This is a genomic window from Streptomyces sp. NPDC002324 (assembly GCF_053593335.1).
The window spans coordinates 15,683-31,133 of sequence record NZ_JBSFCF010000031.1; the positions used below are offsets into that span (position 1 = coordinate 15,683).

The 15,451-nt window shown below is 72.0% G+C and carries 12 protein-coding genes and 2 pseudogenes; 9 read left to right on the forward strand and 5 right to left on the reverse strand.

The features are described from left to right. Positions 1-72: 72 nt before the first annotated feature. Complete coding sequence (locus tag ACWCRJ_RS31835; RefSeq protein WP_450942550.1) at positions 73-657, reverse strand: DUF4190 domain-containing protein; 585 nt, start codon at positions 655-657, stop codon at positions 73-75. 427 nt (positions 658-1,084) lie between these two features. Between ACWCRJ_RS31835 and ACWCRJ_RS31840 the strand changes: the two are divergent. Both ACWCRJ_RS31840 and ACWCRJ_RS31845 read left to right on the forward strand, forming a co-directional pair. Beyond that, positions 1,085-2,306 (forward strand): annotated as a pseudogene (locus ACWCRJ_RS31840) (adenosine deaminase). Between the two features lie 22 nt (positions 2,307-2,328). Continuing rightward, the gene (locus tag ACWCRJ_RS31845; RefSeq protein WP_450942551.1) at positions 2,329-3,018 is read left to right on the forward strand and encodes a glycerophosphodiester phosphodiesterase; all 690 of its coding nucleotides are present in this window, start codon (positions 2,329-2,331) and stop codon (positions 3,016-3,018) included. Positions 3,019-3,038: 20 nt separating this feature from the next. On the opposite strand, the gene ACWCRJ_RS31850 is transcribed toward ACWCRJ_RS31845, so the two are convergent. The 4 genes from ACWCRJ_RS31850 to ACWCRJ_RS31865 all read right to left on the reverse strand — a co-directional run bounded on the left by ACWCRJ_RS31850 (position 3,039) and on the right by ACWCRJ_RS31865 (position 8,181). Then, positions 3,039-4,784: an RNA polymerase sigma factor gene (locus ACWCRJ_RS31850; RefSeq protein ID WP_450942552.1), complete on the reverse strand. Its 1,746-nt coding sequence runs from the start codon at positions 4,782-4,784 to the stop codon at positions 3,039-3,041. Positions 4,785-4,893: 109 nt separating this feature from the next. Next, the gene (locus ACWCRJ_RS31855) at positions 4,894-5,442 is read right to left on the reverse strand and encodes a hypothetical protein (protein WP_450942553.1); all 549 of its coding nucleotides are present in this window, start codon (positions 5,440-5,442) and stop codon (positions 4,894-4,896) included. Between the two features lie 84 nt (positions 5,443-5,526). Then, positions 5,527-6,186: a YceI family protein gene (locus ACWCRJ_RS31860; protein WP_450942554.1), complete on the reverse strand. Its 660-nt coding sequence runs from the start codon at positions 6,184-6,186 to the stop codon at positions 5,527-5,529. Between the two features lie 549 nt (positions 6,187-6,735). Then, a complete protein-coding gene (locus tag ACWCRJ_RS31865; RefSeq protein ID WP_450942555.1) occupies positions 6,736-8,181 on the reverse strand; it encodes a gamma-aminobutyraldehyde dehydrogenase in 1,446 nt (481 codons plus the stop codon). 164 nt (positions 8,182-8,345) lie between these two features. Here ACWCRJ_RS31865 and ACWCRJ_RS31870 point away from each other — a divergent pair, with 164 nt between their 5' ends. From ACWCRJ_RS31870 to ACWCRJ_RS31900, 7 genes and pseudogenes are all read left to right on the forward strand, one after another. Then, on the forward strand, positions 8,346-8,861 hold the full coding sequence (locus ACWCRJ_RS31870; RefSeq protein ID WP_078531442.1) for an Lrp/AsnC family transcriptional regulator: 516 nt from the start codon (positions 8,346-8,348) through the stop codon (positions 8,859-8,861). A gap of 19 nt (positions 8,862-8,880) precedes the next feature. Beyond that, a complete protein-coding gene (locus ACWCRJ_RS31875) occupies positions 8,881-10,245 on the forward strand; it encodes an aspartate aminotransferase family protein (RefSeq protein ID WP_450942556.1) in 1,365 nt (454 codons plus the stop codon). A 248-nt stretch (positions 10,246-10,493) separates the two neighbouring features. Further along, positions 10,494-11,204 (forward strand): annotated as a pseudogene (locus tag ACWCRJ_RS31880) (ABC transporter ATP-binding protein); the annotation flags it as partial. Positions 11,205-11,431: 227 nt separating this feature from the next. Next, a complete protein-coding gene (locus tag ACWCRJ_RS31885; protein ID WP_450942557.1) occupies positions 11,432-12,718 on the forward strand; it encodes a hypothetical protein in 1,287 nt (428 codons plus the stop codon). Positions 12,719-12,830: 112 nt separating this feature from the next. Beyond that, the gene (locus ACWCRJ_RS31890; RefSeq protein ID WP_005479758.1) at positions 12,831-13,238 is read left to right on the forward strand and encodes a VOC family protein; all 408 of its coding nucleotides are present in this window, start codon (positions 12,831-12,833) and stop codon (positions 13,236-13,238) included. A gap of 131 nt (positions 13,239-13,369) precedes the next feature. Further along, entirely contained in the window at positions 13,370-14,494 is a 1,125-nt protein-coding gene (locus ACWCRJ_RS31895) for an LOG family protein (protein ID WP_450942558.1), read from the forward strand. A gap of 193 nt (positions 14,495-14,687) precedes the next feature. Then, complete coding sequence (locus ACWCRJ_RS31900) at positions 14,688-15,440, forward strand: LAETG motif-containing sortase-dependent surface protein (RefSeq protein WP_450942559.1); 753 nt, start codon at positions 14,688-14,690, stop codon at positions 15,438-15,440. Positions 15,441-15,451 lie beyond the last annotated feature (11 nt).

Genomic DNA, 15,451 nt, shown 5'->3' on the forward strand with positions numbered 1-15,451 from the left:
AGGGCGGGTGACGATGCGTCGTGGCTGCCCCCGCGGGCCCCTGCGCCCGGTGGGCGCGGGGTGTGGGACCCGCTAGAGCGAGAGCGAGAGAGAGGTGGAGTAGCCGTCGTCGAAGGGGTCGGTGTCCGAGTCGGTGTCTCCGCTGCCGGGCGCCACGACGAGCAGGACGATGAAGCCGATGCCCAGCAGGATGCCGACCACTCCGCAGATGATCCCGGCCAGGGCGTGCCCGGGGTTCGTCGCCTCGCCCCGGCGGGCCTTGACGCGGCCGATGGATCCGAAGATCACGGCCATGATCCCGAGCAGGATCGCCAGCGGCCACAGACAGAACAGCGCGGCGGCACAGATGCCGAGCACCATCGCCGCGATGCCCATCCCGTTGCTCGGCGGCGCGGCCGTCGCGGGCCAGGCGTAGCCCGCGCCGGGAGCGGGGTACGGGTACCCCATGCCGGGGTGCGCGTGGTCGCCCGGGTACGCCGCCGGGTACTGCGGCGGGTAGCCGTACGGCGTCGGCCCGGGCCCCTCGGGGCTGAGGGGCGGGGGCGGGACGGCGGCGTGGGGCACCCCGACCGCGGGCGGCGGGTAGGAGGCGTGGGGCGGGTAGGACGCGTGGGGCACGGGCGGGGCGAACGGGTCGGGGGCCGCGGCGGAGGGCACACCGGGCAGTGGGCCGCCCGGTGGCGCGAACGGGCCGGGGCCGGCCCAGGGCGCCGGCGTCCCGGGAGCCCGGGGAGGCGTCGGTCCGCCGGCACCGGCCGGTACCGGGCCGCCCGGCTGCACACCCGGCATGGACGTGACCGTCATCTGATCGTGCACCGAGGGTGGAGCGGGCGGGAGTCCCGCCCCCGGCGCGGCCTGCTTGTCCAGCGCGACCCTGGCCCCCGGTATCGCGTCCCCGGCACCGGCCGGCGTCGGCGGTGTCGGGGCCCGGTCCTGTGGCGGTGCCCACGGGTCCGGTTGCGGGTCGGCAGGTGTCTTCGGAATCGGTGCCTCGTCCGACGGCATGAGCGGTTCCCCCTGTTGTCACGTTCGTGCCGATCCGCGTCGGCTTTTCGGCCGCACGCGCTCAGCTGTACGTTCGGTCATGCTAGAGCCCGGGGTCAGCGCGGGGATCGCCGCCTACGATGATCCCGAGTCATCGATCAGCCGATCACCCGCGTCCCCCGACGCAGACCACGGTCCGGGGCGGACGCCGTTCCCGGGGAGGAACCTTGACCGACCGCCGCACCACGCAGGGCGTGCCCGTGACCCCCGCCGTTCCCGGCGCTCGTGGCACCCGCGACCTGTCCGACTTCATCGCCGGTCTGCCCAAGGCCGAACTGCATGTGCACCACGTCGGCTCCGCCTCCCCCCGCATCGTCTCGGAACTGGCCGCCCGCCACCCCGACTCCAGGGTGCCGACGGACCCCGAGGCGCTCGCGGACTACTTCACGTTCACGGACTTCGCCCACTTCGTCCAGGTGTATCTGTCCGTCGTCGACCTCATCCGCACCCCGGAGGACGTCCGGCTGCTGACCTTCGAGGTGGCGCGGGACCTCGCCCGGCAGCAGGTGCGGTACGCCGAGCTGACCATCACCCCGTTCTCCTCCACCCGGCGCGGGATCGACGAGCCGGCCTTCATGGCCGCGATCGAGGACGCCCGCAAGGCGGCGGAGGCCGAGTTCGGGACCGTACTGCGGTGGTGCTTCGACATCCCCGGCGAGGCGGGGCTCGAAGCCGCCGAGGAGACGACCCGGCTCGCGACCGAGGACCGGGTGCGCCCCGAGGGGCTGGTGTCGTTCGGGCTCGGCGGTCCCGAGATCGGCGTACCGAGGCCCCAGTTCAAGCCGTACTTCGACCGGGCGATCGCGGCCGGGCTGCACTCCGTGCCGCACGCCGGCGAGACGACCGGCCCCGAGACGATCTGGGACGCGCTGGTCGAACTCCGCGCGGAGCGCATCGGACACGGCACCAGCGCGGCCGGCGATCCGAAGCTGCTCGCCCACCTCGCCGAGCACCGGATCGCCCTGGAGGTCTGCCCGACCTCGAACATCGCCACCCGCGCGGTCCGCACCCTCGACGAACACCCCCTCGCGGACTTCGTACGGGCCGGAGTGCCGGTCACCATCAACTCCGACGACCCGCCGATGTTCGGCACCGACCTGAACACCGAGTACGCGGTGGCCGCTCGCCTGCTGGACCTCGACGAGCGGGGGCTGGCCGCGCTCGCGAAGAACGCCGTGGAGGCGTCCTTCCTCGACGCACCGGGCAAGGCCCGGCTGTCCGCCGAGATCGACACCTACACCTCGGCCTGGCTGACCCCCTGACCCGATCGGGACACCTCACCCCATGCGCACCCTGACAGCCGTCGCCCACCGCGGCGCCCCCTACCGCCACCGCGAGAACACGCTCGACTCGCTGCGAGCCGGGCTCGAACTGGGCGCGGACGCCGTCGAGTTCGACGTGCGCACGACCCGCGACGGCGTGCCCGTCCTGCTCCACGACTCGACGCTGAACCGGCTCTGGGAGGTGGAACGGCCGCTGTCGGCGCTCTCCGCCGCGGAGCTGCGCGGGCTGACGGCCGACGGGGTACCCACGCTGGCCGACGCGCTGCTCACCACCAAGGACAGCCGGGTGATGGTGGACCTGCCGGGCGCGGTGAACCGTCGGGCGGCGCGTCAGATCCTCGACGTCGTACGGGAGTACGACGCCGAGGACCGGGTCTACTACAGCGCCGATCCGCCCACCCTGCTGGCCCTCCGCGCCGCCGCCCCCACCGCCGAACTGGCCCTCACCTGGAAGACTCTCGCCCCACCCCGCCCCGCCCTCCTCGCCGCGATCCGCCCCCGCTGGCTCAACTACCGCTTCGGCCTCGTCACCCGCCCCCTGGCGGACCGCGTCCACCGGGACGGCTACCTCCTGTCCGTCTGGACCCCCGACACCCGGCGCTCCATGCGCCGCCTGATGGACCTGGGCGTCGACTCGATCACCACCAACCGGGTCGACGCGCTGTGCGAGCTGCGGCCGCGCGGGCACTGAGCCGGCTCCGGTGACGGCCCCTAGACCCGCGACCGCTGCGCCACCGTCGCCGCGTCCTGCGGCTCCTCCCGTGTGACGTACTGCGGTACCGGGGCCGAGTCCTCGCCGTTGTCGCGGACGAGGCCGTAGCGGATGGCGCCGCGGTCGGGGCCGTGGGCGAGGTCCTCGGTGACGGCGGTCCAGGTGGAGGGGGCGACGGTGATGCCGTAGTCGGCACCGCGCTCGTTCTGGGTGAGGGTGACGGTGCCGTCGAGGTAGAAGTACTCGTTCTGCCACATCTGCTGGGTGCCGTCGGGCAGGACGGTGTATCCCGTGGCGGGGCCGCCCATGCCGGAGGTCCGGCCGTCGGCGGAGAGCGGGTCGTCCATCCTGCGGCCGCCGCCCGAGGCGACATGGAAGAGCCTGCCCTTCAGGCCCGTCCAGGACGGCATGACCAGGCCGCCCGGCCGGTACTGGGGCGAGATCTGCCAGCGGACCAGGACATAGCCCTCGCCCGTGAAGGTCACGTGCTCGCCGCGGTGGTTCATCACGGTCCGCGGGCCACCGCTGCCGGTGATGCCGGACTCGGGCCGGCGCGGGAGGGCGGCGGGCGGGGTGTCCGGGTCCGGCGCACGGTCCACCGCGTCGACGACGGTGCCGTACGGATCGGCCTTCTCGGTCACGGACGGGGCGGCCGAGGGGGACGGGGACGGCGAGGGCGACCGTGACGCCGCGGGCGCGGGGGCGCGGGGCGCGGCGGCCACCGGCGCGCGGGCCGTGCTCAGCGCGGTCGGCGCGACCTGCGGGGTCCGCTCCCCCGGGGGTTGTGTGACCACGTACGCGCCCCCGGCGACCATCGTCGCGCCCGCGGTCACCGCGACGGCGGGCTTGGTGAGGACGCCGAGCACCTTGGCGGACCAGCCCACCGAGGCGGTCGCGGCGGTCGCCGCAGCGGCGGTCTTCCCGCCGAACGCCAGCGACAGGGTGAAGCCGACGGGGACGGGCACCAGGGCGAGGCCGACGAGGAGGCGTTCGGCGGGGACGACGACCTCGCCGGGGACGGCGTCGCCGTCGCAGCGGGCGCAGTCGCGGATGTGCCGGGCGATGCGCTTGCGCCACACCGAGTCGGGCCGTCCGCTCCAGCGGGCGGTGACCCGGCCCAGGTCGGAGCAGGAGGAGTCGAGGGCGCGCACGATGCCGCGCGCGGTCTCCAGGCGGGCCTTCATCCGCTGCACACGGACGGCGGCGTGCTGTCTGCTGATGCCGACGGCGGCGGCGAGTTCGCGCCGGGTCAGTTCGCCGGCGACCTCCAGCCACCACAGGGACAGCAGTTGGCGGTCCTCGTCGTCGAGCCAGCGGACGGCTTCCGCGACCTCCTTGCGCTGGCCCTCCAACTGCAGCCGTAGCACGGTCAGTTCGGCGAAGTCCGCCGCGCCGCGGGCGTCGGCGTCGGCGTCGGCGTCGTCGAGCCGGTCGGCGGTGCGGCGGCGCGCGCGGTCCCGTATCTGCCGCATCGCGATCGCGACCAGCCAGGAGCGGAAGCTGTCCGGATCACGCAGCGTGTCGAGGTTGTCGACCGCACGCAGCATGGTCTCCTGCACGACGTCGTCGACATCGGCGTGACCGTTGAGAGCCCGGCCGACGATGTTGTAGACGAGGGGCAGCCAGCCGGCGACCAGCTCGTCGAGGGCGCGCCGGTCCCCCGCCTGCGCGGCCGCGATGGTGGAGCGCCACTGCCGCCCGTCCACGTACGTTCCCTCCGGTCCCGCCGGCCTCACCTTGTTCACCCGGCCGCGTTCCGAACCTTCTCAGCCATCGCGGTGACGTGGGGAACCTCCGAGGCGGAGATCACACTGCTCATGGGGCTCGCTCCTGTGCGGGGGAGACAGGGGGTCCCTACGGAGACGGTGTGGAGGCGGCGGGGATAACAGTTTTCCGCGCGTCCCACCCGCCGGTGAGCGCCTCCAGCCGCTTGATCCGCTGCCGTACGACGTACAGCGGGATCACCCCGAGCACGCCGAACGACATGTCGATCACCGTCCACCAGAAGGGGATGCCGCGGATCGGCCCGCAGATCAGGGCCAGCGGGACGATCCCCGCGCAGGCGATCATCCCGAACTCGACCACCCAGATGTTGCGGACCGGGTCGCGGTAGGGGCCGTAGAAGGCCACCGCGATCACCAGGTGCGCGAAGGCCAGCCAGTCGGTGCCGTACAGGAGGAACGGGTACTCGGCGTCGGCCTCGTCGAGCCCGGCCCGTACGCGCTCGATCCAGTCCACGAACGCCGGCAGGTACTCCCCGACGGACAGCGACCGCAGCAACTCCTCGGTCCACCGCAGCTCGTGGACCAGCGGGAACGCCGTGGCGCCGCTCAGCACCAGACAGATGACGAAGAAGACCAGCCACGCACGGATGCCCTTCAACAGGGCGGCTCTGTCGCTCATACGGGGAGCGTACGCCCCTCCTTGAACGTGTTCAAAAATGGGGGCCCGGCAACGGCCGGGCCCCCACGAGAACGCGACAGGGCGTCAGCCTCCGGGGATCGAGCGGATCACGGCGAGGTCGAACTGCAGCCGCACCTTCTCGCTCACCATGGCACCGCCCTCCGCGAGCCGCTGGTTGTAGGTGAGGCCCCATTCGGAGCGGTTGATGGTGGTCGTCCCGTCGAAACCGACCCGCTCGTAGCCGAACGGATCCATCACGTGCCCTATGTAGGTGAGTTCGAGATCGACGGGACGGGTGACGTTCTTGATCGTGAGTTCTCCGGCCATGCGGTAGACATCGTTGCCCACCGGGCGCACGGCGGTACTCACGAAACGCATCCGCGGATAGGCCGCGGCGTCCAGGAAGTCGCGGCCCATGAGATGGCCGTCGCGTTGTTGCACTCCGGTGTCGACGGACGCGGTGGACAGCACGATCTCGGCCCGTGACCGCGCGGGATCACGACCGTCGAAGTAGAGCCGGCTCTGATATTCGGTGAACGCCCCGCGCACGGTCGTCACCAGGGCGTGCCGGACGGAGAATCCGATACGGCTGTGCGCCGCGTCGATCATCCATTCGCCGGTCAGCATGGCCAGGCCGGGAGCGGACGGGCCGGTGGAAGGGAACGCCTGCGACTCGTGGGGGAGTTGCGAGGCCGTGGGGGATGCCGGGCGGCGCAGGGACGCAGCACGGGTGAACAGGTTCATGGTTCACGTAACTACGGCACGACGGAATACGCCGCAACCCTTCTGCCGTGGATCCGTCGCGTCCTGATCGACTCCGAAAGGCTGATAAAGCGCCACCACGCGGCAGACAATTGCACTATCTCCACAACGTCGCCATGAATTACCCGTGATGATTCGCCTCGCGGTGACCGGAAATACACCCTCGGAAGCAGCGGCGCCGACCGAGCACCTTCTCGGCGCTCCGGAGCTACGGCCCAGGACCGGCACCGGCACCGGCACCGGCACCGGCGACCGTAGGGGCGGAGATCCGCGGCGCCGACCTGGCCGCTCCGGGGCGTACGCGGGCGGCAATGCCGGCAGAGGTGCGCCCGTATGCGGCGACGGAATCCAGCCGTCGTCCCGCTCGGCGACGGGGGTGACCGATCGGCAGATCGCCTCCGGTGCCGCGCGGGCGGTACCTGCGAGCGGCATGCCACCGCGGGTCGGTTCCCGCCCCACGGGCCGCAGCCACGTACAGGGCGGGGAGCGCACGACCGGCCGCGACGGAGACGCGGCCGGTCGGGGCAGGCCTCAGCCCAGCGACGTCATCACGTGCTTGATCCGCGTGTAGTCGTCGAACCCGTAGCCCGAGAGGTCCTTGCCGTACCCGGACTTCTTGAACCCGCCGTGCGGCATCTCCGCGACCAGCGGGATGTGCGTGTTGATCCACACGCAGCCGAAGTCCAGCGCCTTGGACATCCGCATCGCGCGCGCGTGGTCCTTCGTCCACACCGACGACGCGAGCGCGTACTCGACACCGTTCGCCCAGCCGACGGCCTGCGCCTCGTCCGCGAACGACTGCACCGTGATGACCGGCCCGAAGACCTCGTTCTGGATGATCTCGTCGTCCTGTCGCAGCCCGGAGACGACGGTCGGTGCGTAGAAGTACCCCTTGTCGCCGACCCGCTGACCGCCGGTCTCGACCTTCGCGTGGGCCGGGAGCCGCTCGATGAACCCGGAGACCTGCTTGAGCTGGTTGGGGTTGTTGAGCGGGCCGAACAGCACGTCCTCGTCGTCCGGCTGCCCGGTCTTCGTCTCGGCGGCGGCCTTGGCCAGCGCGGCCACGAACTCGTCGTGGATGGACTCCTGCACCAGCACGCGCGTGGCGGCCGTACAGTCCTGCCCGGCGTTGAAGAAGCCGGCCACGGAGATGTCCTCGACGGCCTTGGCGATGTCGGTGTCGGCGAAGACGACGACCGGCGCCTTGCCGCCCAGCTCCAGGTGGACGCGCTTGACGTCCTTGGCCGCGGACTCGGCGACGGACATGCCGGCCCGCACGGACCCGGTGATGGACGCCATCGCCGGGACGGGGTGCTCGACCATCAGGCGTCCGGTGTCACGGTCGCCCGTGATCACGTTGAAGACGCCCTTCGGCAGGATCGCCCCGATGATCTCCGCGATGAGGACGGTCGAGGCCGGCGTCGTGTCCGACGGCTTCAGCACGACCGTGTTGCCGGCGGCGATCGCCGGCGCGAATTTCCACACGGCCATCATCATCGGGTAGTTCCACGGCGCGACCTGGGCGCAGACGCCGACCGGCTCACGGCGGACGATGGAGGTCATCCCCTCCATGTACTCGCCGGCCGACCGGCCCTCCAGCATCCGCGCGGCGCCGGCGAAGAAGCGGATCTGGTCCACCATCGGCGGGATCTCCTCGGAGCGGGTCAGCCCGATCGGCTTGCCCGTGTTCTCCACCTCCGCCGCGATGAGTTCCTCGGCCCGGTCCTCGAACGCGTCGGCGATCTTCAGCAGGGCCTTCTGGCGCTCGGCCGGGGTCGTGTCGCGCCAGGCCGGGAACGCGGCCTCGGCGGCGGCCATCGCCGCGTCGACATCGGCCTGGCCGGACAGGGGCGCGGTCGCGTAGGCCTCGCCCGTCGCGGGGTTGACCACCTCGGTGGTCCGTCCGTCGACGGCGTCACGGAACTCACCGTCGACGTAGTTTCGTAGCTTACGCAGTCGACCCAGCTCGGTGCTCACTGCCGGCCCTCCAGATGTGGGTGTCCATTCCTTGAGACACCAGCCTAATCGGCGGCCCCACGTTTTCAACACCCCCGACACCTCACTTGCTGCGAAATCCGCAAGCTGCAGGCCCGTAAACAACGAATTACATCGATCCAGCCTTGCGGAACTGTCGAGACGTCGTGCACAGTGACCCCGTGGCCAGTCGAAGCTCAGACCAGAAGGACTCCAGGGAGCCCAGGAACGGCACTCCGCAGCTGGACGCCGTGTCCCTCGCCATCGTCGAGCAGCTGCAGGAGGACGGCCGACGGCCGTACGCCGCGATCGGCAAGGCCGTCGGCCTCTCCGAGGCGGCCGTGCGCCAGCGCGTCCAGAAGCTGCTCGACCAGGGCGTGATGCAGATCGTCGCCGTCACGGACCCGCTCACCGTGGGCTTCCGGCGGCAGGCCATGCTCGGCATCAACGTCGACGGCGACCTGGATCCCGTGGCGGACGCGCTGACAGCCATGTCGGAGGTCGAGTACATCGTGATCACCGCCGGCTCCTTCGACCTGATGGCGGAGGTCGTCTGCGAGGACGACGACCACCTCCTGGAAGTCATCAACAAGCGCATCCGGACCCTGCCCGGCGTGCGGTCGACGGAGAGCTTCGTCTACCTCAAGCTCAAGAAGCAGACCTACATGTGGGGAACCCGATAACCGTGAGGACGCGATACCCGTGAGCCCCAAGGATCTCAGCCAGACCGCGTACGACCACCTGTGGATGCATTTCACCCGCATGTCCTCGTACGAGAACTCCCCGGTGCCGACCATCGTCCGGGGCGAGGGCACGTACATCTACGACGACAAGGGCAGGCGGTACCTCGACGGTCTCGCGGGTCTCTTCGTCGTCCAGGCGGGCCACGGCCGCACCGAACTGGCGGAGACCGCGTTCAAGCAGGCGCAGGAGCTGGCCTTCTTCCCGGTGTGGTCCTACGCCCACCCGAAGGCCGTCGAACTGGCGGAGCGGATCGCCCATCACGCGCCCGGCGACCTGAACAAGGTCTTCTTCACCACCGGCGGCGGCGAGGCGGTCGAGACCGCCTGGAAGCTCGCCAAGCAGTACTTCAAGCTCACGGGCAAGCCGACCAAGTACAAGGTCATCTCGCGTGCCGTGGCCTATCACGGCACTCCGCAGGGCGCCCTGTCCATCACCGGTCTGCCGGCCCTGAAGGCCCCCTTCGAGCCGCTGGTGCCGGGCGCGCACAAGGTCCCCAACACCAACATCTACCGGGCCCCGCTCTTCGGCGACGACCCGGAGGCCTTCGGCCGCTGGGCCGCCGACCAGATCGAGCAGCAGATCCTCTTCGAGGGCCCGGAAACGGTCGCGGCGGTCTTCCTGGAGCCGGTGCAGAACGCCGGCGGCTGCTTCCCGCCGCCGCCCGGCTACTTCCGGCGGGTCCGCGAGATCTGCGACCAGTACGACGTGCTGCTGGTGTCGGACGAGGTCATCTGTGCCTTCGGCCGGCTCGGCACGATGTTCGCCTGCGACAAGTTCGGCTACGTCCCGGACATGATCACCTGCGCCAAGGGCATGACCTCGGGCTACTCGCCGATCGGCGCCTGCATCGTCTCGGACCGCATAGCCGAACCCTTCTACAAGGGCGACAACACCTTCCTGCACGGCTACACCTTCGGCGGCCACCCGGTCTCCGCGGCCGTCGGCGTGGCCAACCTCGACCTGTTCGAGCGCGAGGGCATCAACCAGCACGTCCTCGACAACGAGGACGCGTTCCGGTCCACGCTGGAGAAGCTGTACGACCTGCCGATCGTCGGCGACGTCCGCGGCAACGGCTTCTTCTACGGGATCGAGCTGGTCAAGGACAAGGCGACGAAGGAGAGCTTCGACGAGGACGAGACCGAGCGGATCCTCTACGGCTTCCTGTCGAAGAAGCTGTTCGAGAACGGCCTCTACTGCCGAGCCGACGACCGCGGCGACCCGGTCGTCCAGCTCGCGCCGCCGCTGATCTCCGACCAGTCGACCTTCGACGAGATCGAGCAGATCCTGCGTGCGACGCTGACGGAGGCGTGGACCCTGCTCTAGGTCCGGGCGGGCACCGCCGACAGGTGCGGCCCGCCGCCGAACCGGTGCGCACGGCCCGCGCCGCCACACGCCCGCGAACGGCCCGGGACACCCCCATCCGAGTGAGATGGGGGTGTCCCGGGCCGTGTGCTGTCCGGCCCCCGCCGCCCTGACTCCCTAGCGTGCCCCTGTAACCGATCGGCCCTGCCTTCGTTCCCCCGGACGGGGGGCTCCCCCGGCAATCCTGATCCGAACCGAGGTGTACGCCCATGGTGGCCCCGCCGGACAACGACGTGCTCTGGGCACGTGGTCTGACCTACGCGCACGACGGCTCGCCCGCCCTGCAAGGCGTGTCGCTGGGCGTCCGGGAGGGCGAGATCCTCGCCGTCACCGGCCCGCGCGGCAGCGGAAAGACCACGCTCCTGCGGTGCCTGTCCGGCCAGCTGCGGGCGCAGCGGGGGGAGGTGTGGTTCAACAGCGTTCCCGTGCACACCATGGGCCCGCTCGCCCGGGAACGCCTGCGCCTCGACCGCTTCGGCTGGATCGACCCCGAGCCGGTCCTCGTTCCTGAGCTGAACGCCTGGGAGAACACCGCCCTGCCGCTGATGCTGCGCGGCACCGGGCGCCGGGCCGCCAAGGCCGCCGCCCTGGAGTGGCTGGAGCGCCTCGACATCCGCGACACGGCCCGCAAGCGGCCCCACGCCCTCCTGCAGTCCGAGCGCCAGCGGGTGGTCGTGGCCCGGGCCCTGGTCGCCGCCCCCACGGTGCTCTTCGCGGACGAGCCGACCGCCGCGCTGCACCGCGCCGAACACGCCCACGTCCTGCGCACCCTCACCACCGCCGCCCGCTCGCACGACATCACCGTCGTCCTCGCCACCCACGACCCCGCGATCGCGTCCCTCGCGGACCGCACGCTGACCCTGCTGGACGGCCGCCGGGTGCAGACCCTCCAGCTGCCTCCGGCCTCGACGACCGCGGGCGGCCACCCACCGGCCGCCGCGCGGGATCCCCGGCCCACCGTGGTGGCGGAAGGGGGGTCCGCCGCCGGGCGAGGAGGCCGCTCGCCCGCCGGCCCCGGGCGGTCCACCGTCGACGGGGGCGACGAGGCCGTCGCCCGGCGGGGAGACGAGCCCTCGGGCGAAGGGGAGGCCCCGGACGTCGGGACCGCCGGGTACCGGGCCGCCGCCGACGGGGAAGGCCGGGCCGCGTGCTCGCTCTCCGCCTAGCCCGCCGGGCCCACCCCGTCGTCCAGCTCCGCCGGCTCCTGGTCGCCGCGGCCGCCGGGGGTACGGGATTTCTGCTGCTGTGCGCGCTCGGGCACGCCATGGCCCACCCGCACGCCCCGGCCGGCTCGGTGCTGCGGCTGGCCTGGTGCGTCGCGCCCGCCGCCGCGACCGTGTACTTCGCGGTGACGGTGGCCCGCACCGACCCCGGCACCCGGCCCCGCCCCGGCCTGTCCGCGGTCGGCCTGGGCCCCGGCCGGCTGATGGCCGTCTCGGCGGTCACGACGGCCCTGTCCACCGTCCTCGGCTCGCTCCTGGCCCTGCTGTTCTTCCTCCATCTGCGCGGCGACCTCACCGGCATGCCCTTCGACGGCGCCGCCGCCGACGTCCTCGCCGCCGACCGCCCCCTGCCCCTCCCGGCCGCCCTCACCCTCCTCGCCCTGGTACCCGCCGCCGCCTCCGTCGCGACCGCCCTCGTCCTGCGCCCCGCGAACACCGGACCCCGGCCCGCCGGCCTCCGGACGCGCTTCATGGCGTACGACACCTTCGCCGTCGGCCGACGCGCCGCGTCCCCGGCGGGCGCCACCCGGTACGAGGAGGAGCCCGACGACACGGTCGACGCCCCCTCGGCCGCCCACGAGCCGCCGGGACCGACGGCTCCGCGCTCCGCCCCCGGCGGCCTCCCCTGGGGCATCACCGTGCTCGCCGTCGGCCTCGCCGTCGAGACTTACGCGGGACAGTCCCACGACGGCTCCGGCCTCTCCCTCCCCGGCGGCTTCGCGGACAGCCCGGCCGGGGTCCTCGGCGGCTGGCTGCTCACCGCCCTGGGGCTGGTGCTCATCGGACCGGGGCTCGCCCACCTCACCGGGCGCCTGCTCCAGTCCGCCCGCCCCGGCGCGCTGCGCCTGCTGTCCGGGCGCGTGCTCCAGGAAGAGGCCCGGCGCATCGGGCGCCCGCTCGGGGTGGTCTGCGCGGTGGCCTCCGGGGCGTACGCCATGGTGACGCTGTCCTCCGGTGTGCGCCCCACGGTCGGCCCGCTCACCACGCTGGGTGCGCTCGTGGTGGCCGGCTGCGCCGTGCTCACCCTCGCGACGGCCGCCGTGGAGGCCCGGAGGGCGCGCGCGGACACCACGGCCGCGCTGGTGCGGCTGGGGGCGTCCAGCGCCCTGCCCCGGCAGGCGGCCCTGCTCCGCGCGGGAGCCCTGCTCGCCGTGTTCGGCCCTCTGACCTGGACGGTCGCCCAGCTGGCCGCGCTCCCGCTGGCAGCCTGAAAGCGCGTACGAAAAAGTTCGCGCGCACCGATGAGTTCCGCGGGGCACCCCGGTCTACCCCTTCGAACGGACCGGAACCGAACGGACCGCAACGGACGGAAGAGACCTCGCCATGTACCAGCAGATGATCTTCATCAACCTGCCCGTGAACGACCTCGACGCCTCGAAGAAGTTCTTCACGGAGCTGGGGTACACGCTCAACCCCCAGTTCAGCGACGAGAACGCGGCCTCCGTCGTGATCAGCGACACCATCGTGGCGATGCTGCTCACCAAGCCGTTCTACTCGTCCTTCACCAAGAAGGAGATCGCGGACGCCACCAGGACCAGCGAGGTGATGCTCTGTCTGAGCGCCGAGAGCCGCGCGAAGGTGGACGAGCTGGTCGAGAAGGCGGTCGCGGCCGGCGGCACCGCGTCGGAGAAGGTCCAGGAGATGGACTTCATGTACGGCCGCGCCTTCGACGACCTCGACGGCCACACCTGGGAGGTCGTCTGGATGGACCCGGCCGCGATCGAGGGCTGAGGCAGCCGCGCCGCAAGGGGCGCGGGGCACGGCGTGAGCGACCACCCGCCCACCCACGGCCGTTCACACGCGGTCGCCCCCACCCCCGTAGGGGCAGGTCCCTGCCCGCCGGAGCGCCCTAGCATGGGCGGGTGCAGACGATGCCCGCCCACGCGGCCCACCACGACGACCACGAGATCGAGACGATCGAGGAGTTCGACGCGATCGTCTCGGCACGTGCCACCCTCCGCGGATTCCGGGTCCAGGCCGTCGACCTGACGGACCGTACGCGCGAACTGCTCACCACCGCCACGGCCGGAGCCGTCTTCCTCGGCTGCCCGATGCGCGAGGAGGCCGCGGCGAAGATCCGCACGGACGGCGCCCTGGTCTTCCCGCCCGTCCCCGGCCTGCCCTTCGACCCGTACCGCGGCCTGCTCTACTCCCCCGACGAACTCTTCGCGTCCCTGGCGGACGGCGGCTACGAGACGACACCCGACGCCCTCGCGTACGCCTGGTTCCAGCGGACCAAGGCCGACCGGGACGTCTACGCCTCCCTGCTGCGCGCCGTCCACGACGACTCCGTCTCGGACGCCCTCGACGAACTCCTCTCCGGCGCCCGGGTGGTGGGCGTGATGGGCGGCCACGCGATGGCCCGCGGCACCGAGGCGTACGAGGGCGCCGCCCGCCTCGGCCGCACCCTGGCCCGCTCGGGTCTCACCGTCGCCACCGGCGGCGGTCCGGGCGCCATGGAGGCGGCGAACCTGGGCGCCTACGCGGCCCCGTACGACGACGGGATGCTCGCCGAGTCGCTGCGACTCCTGGCGAAGGCACCGAAGTTCACGCCCTCGATCACCGAGTGGGCGAGCGCCGCCTTCGAGGTGCGCGCCCACTGGCCGAGGGGCGGCACCTCCGTCGGCATCCCCACCTGGTTCTACGGCCACGAGCCGCCGAACCCGTTCGCCTCGCACATCGCCAAGTACTTCGCCAACGCCACCCGGGAGGACGGCCTCCTCGCCCGCTCGAACAGCGGCATAGTCTTCCTTCCGGGCGCCGCCGGAACCCTCCAGGAGATCTTCGACAACGCGACCCCCAACTACTACGAGTCGCGTGGCGAACCGACCCCCATGGTCCTCGTCGACCGCGCCCACTGGACCGAGAGGCTGCCGGCCTGGCCGCTGCTCCGGTCGCTGGCCCAGGGGCGCTCGATGGAGGCCCGGATCGCGCTGGTGGACCGGATCGAGGAGGCTCCGGAGGCACTGGCGCGTCTCGGGGGGTGAGATGCGCATGGGTCTTTGACCCCGCGTCAACCCCGCGGAGGGCCGGTCAGCGGGCACAGCGGGCCGCTCAAACAGTTCTTCGGATTGACAGTCCTTACAGCGCGCTTATAAACCTGTGAGGCACATGGGGAAGCCGCCCCTCCGGCGGCCCTCCGTCACCCCCACTCCCCCGTGCTTCCCGTGAAGGGCAAAAGTGTCCATATCTCTCCGTACCGCGCGGACTTCGCGCTATGTCGGTGTTGCCGTCGTGTCCGCCGCACTCGTGTTCGGCGCCGCGGGCAACGCCATGGCCTGCAGCATCAAGGACTTCTCCGCCGTCGCCGCGTGCGACGGTGACAAGGGCGTCATCCGCGTGACCGACGTGGACCCCCTGGGCGTCGAGGCCGAGGTCACCGTCTATCTGGAGAACAACGGGGCCGACCTGCGTCAGGTCGGCAGCAAGACGATCACGGACTCCACCGCCGACGGTGTCACCATCACCTTCGAGGAGGACTGGGAGCCGAAGGCCGAGTACCGCGTCCACGTCACGGCGGAGAACTACGTCGACGACGACATCGAGCCGAACCTGATCGCCCCCGCCAAGGCCTGCGGGACCAAGGCGGACACCCCGCCGGCCGCCTCCAAGGGCCCGGAGAAGCCCTCGGACGGCAAGGGCAAGGGTGAGGACAAGGGCAACGGCAAGGGCGAGGACGAGCCCTCCGAGACCAGGACGTCCCCCACGCCGTCCGCGTCCGAGGGCACCACCCCCGTCGACTCGAACGACAACAACGCCCCCTCCCCCGAGGGCGACTCCAGCCTCACCGAGACCGGCGGCGAGTCCAACCTCGCCGAGACCGGCAGCGACGCGAACACCGGCCCGATCGCCGGTGCCGCGGCGGCCCTGGTCGTCCTCGGCGCCGGCGCCGTGTACTACAGCATGCGGCGGCGTGGGGCCTCCACACGCTGATCAGGCGCTTG

Coding starts and splice junctions, on each gene's coding strand:
- ACWCRJ_RS31845 (WP_450942551.1), top strand. CDS start 2,329: ATGCGCACCCTGACAGCCGTCGCCCACCGCGGCGCCCCCTACCGCCAC.
- ACWCRJ_RS31855 (WP_450942553.1), bottom strand. CDS start 5,442: ATGAGCGACAGAGCCGCCCTGTTGAAGGGCATCCGTGCGTGGCTGGTC.
- ACWCRJ_RS31860 (WP_450942554.1), bottom strand. CDS start 6,186: ATGAACCTGTTCACCCGTGCTGCGTCCCTGCGCCGCCCGGCATCCCCC.
- ACWCRJ_RS31890 (WP_005479758.1), top strand. CDS start 12,831: ATGTACCAGCAGATGATCTTCATCAACCTGCCCGTGAACGACCTCGAC.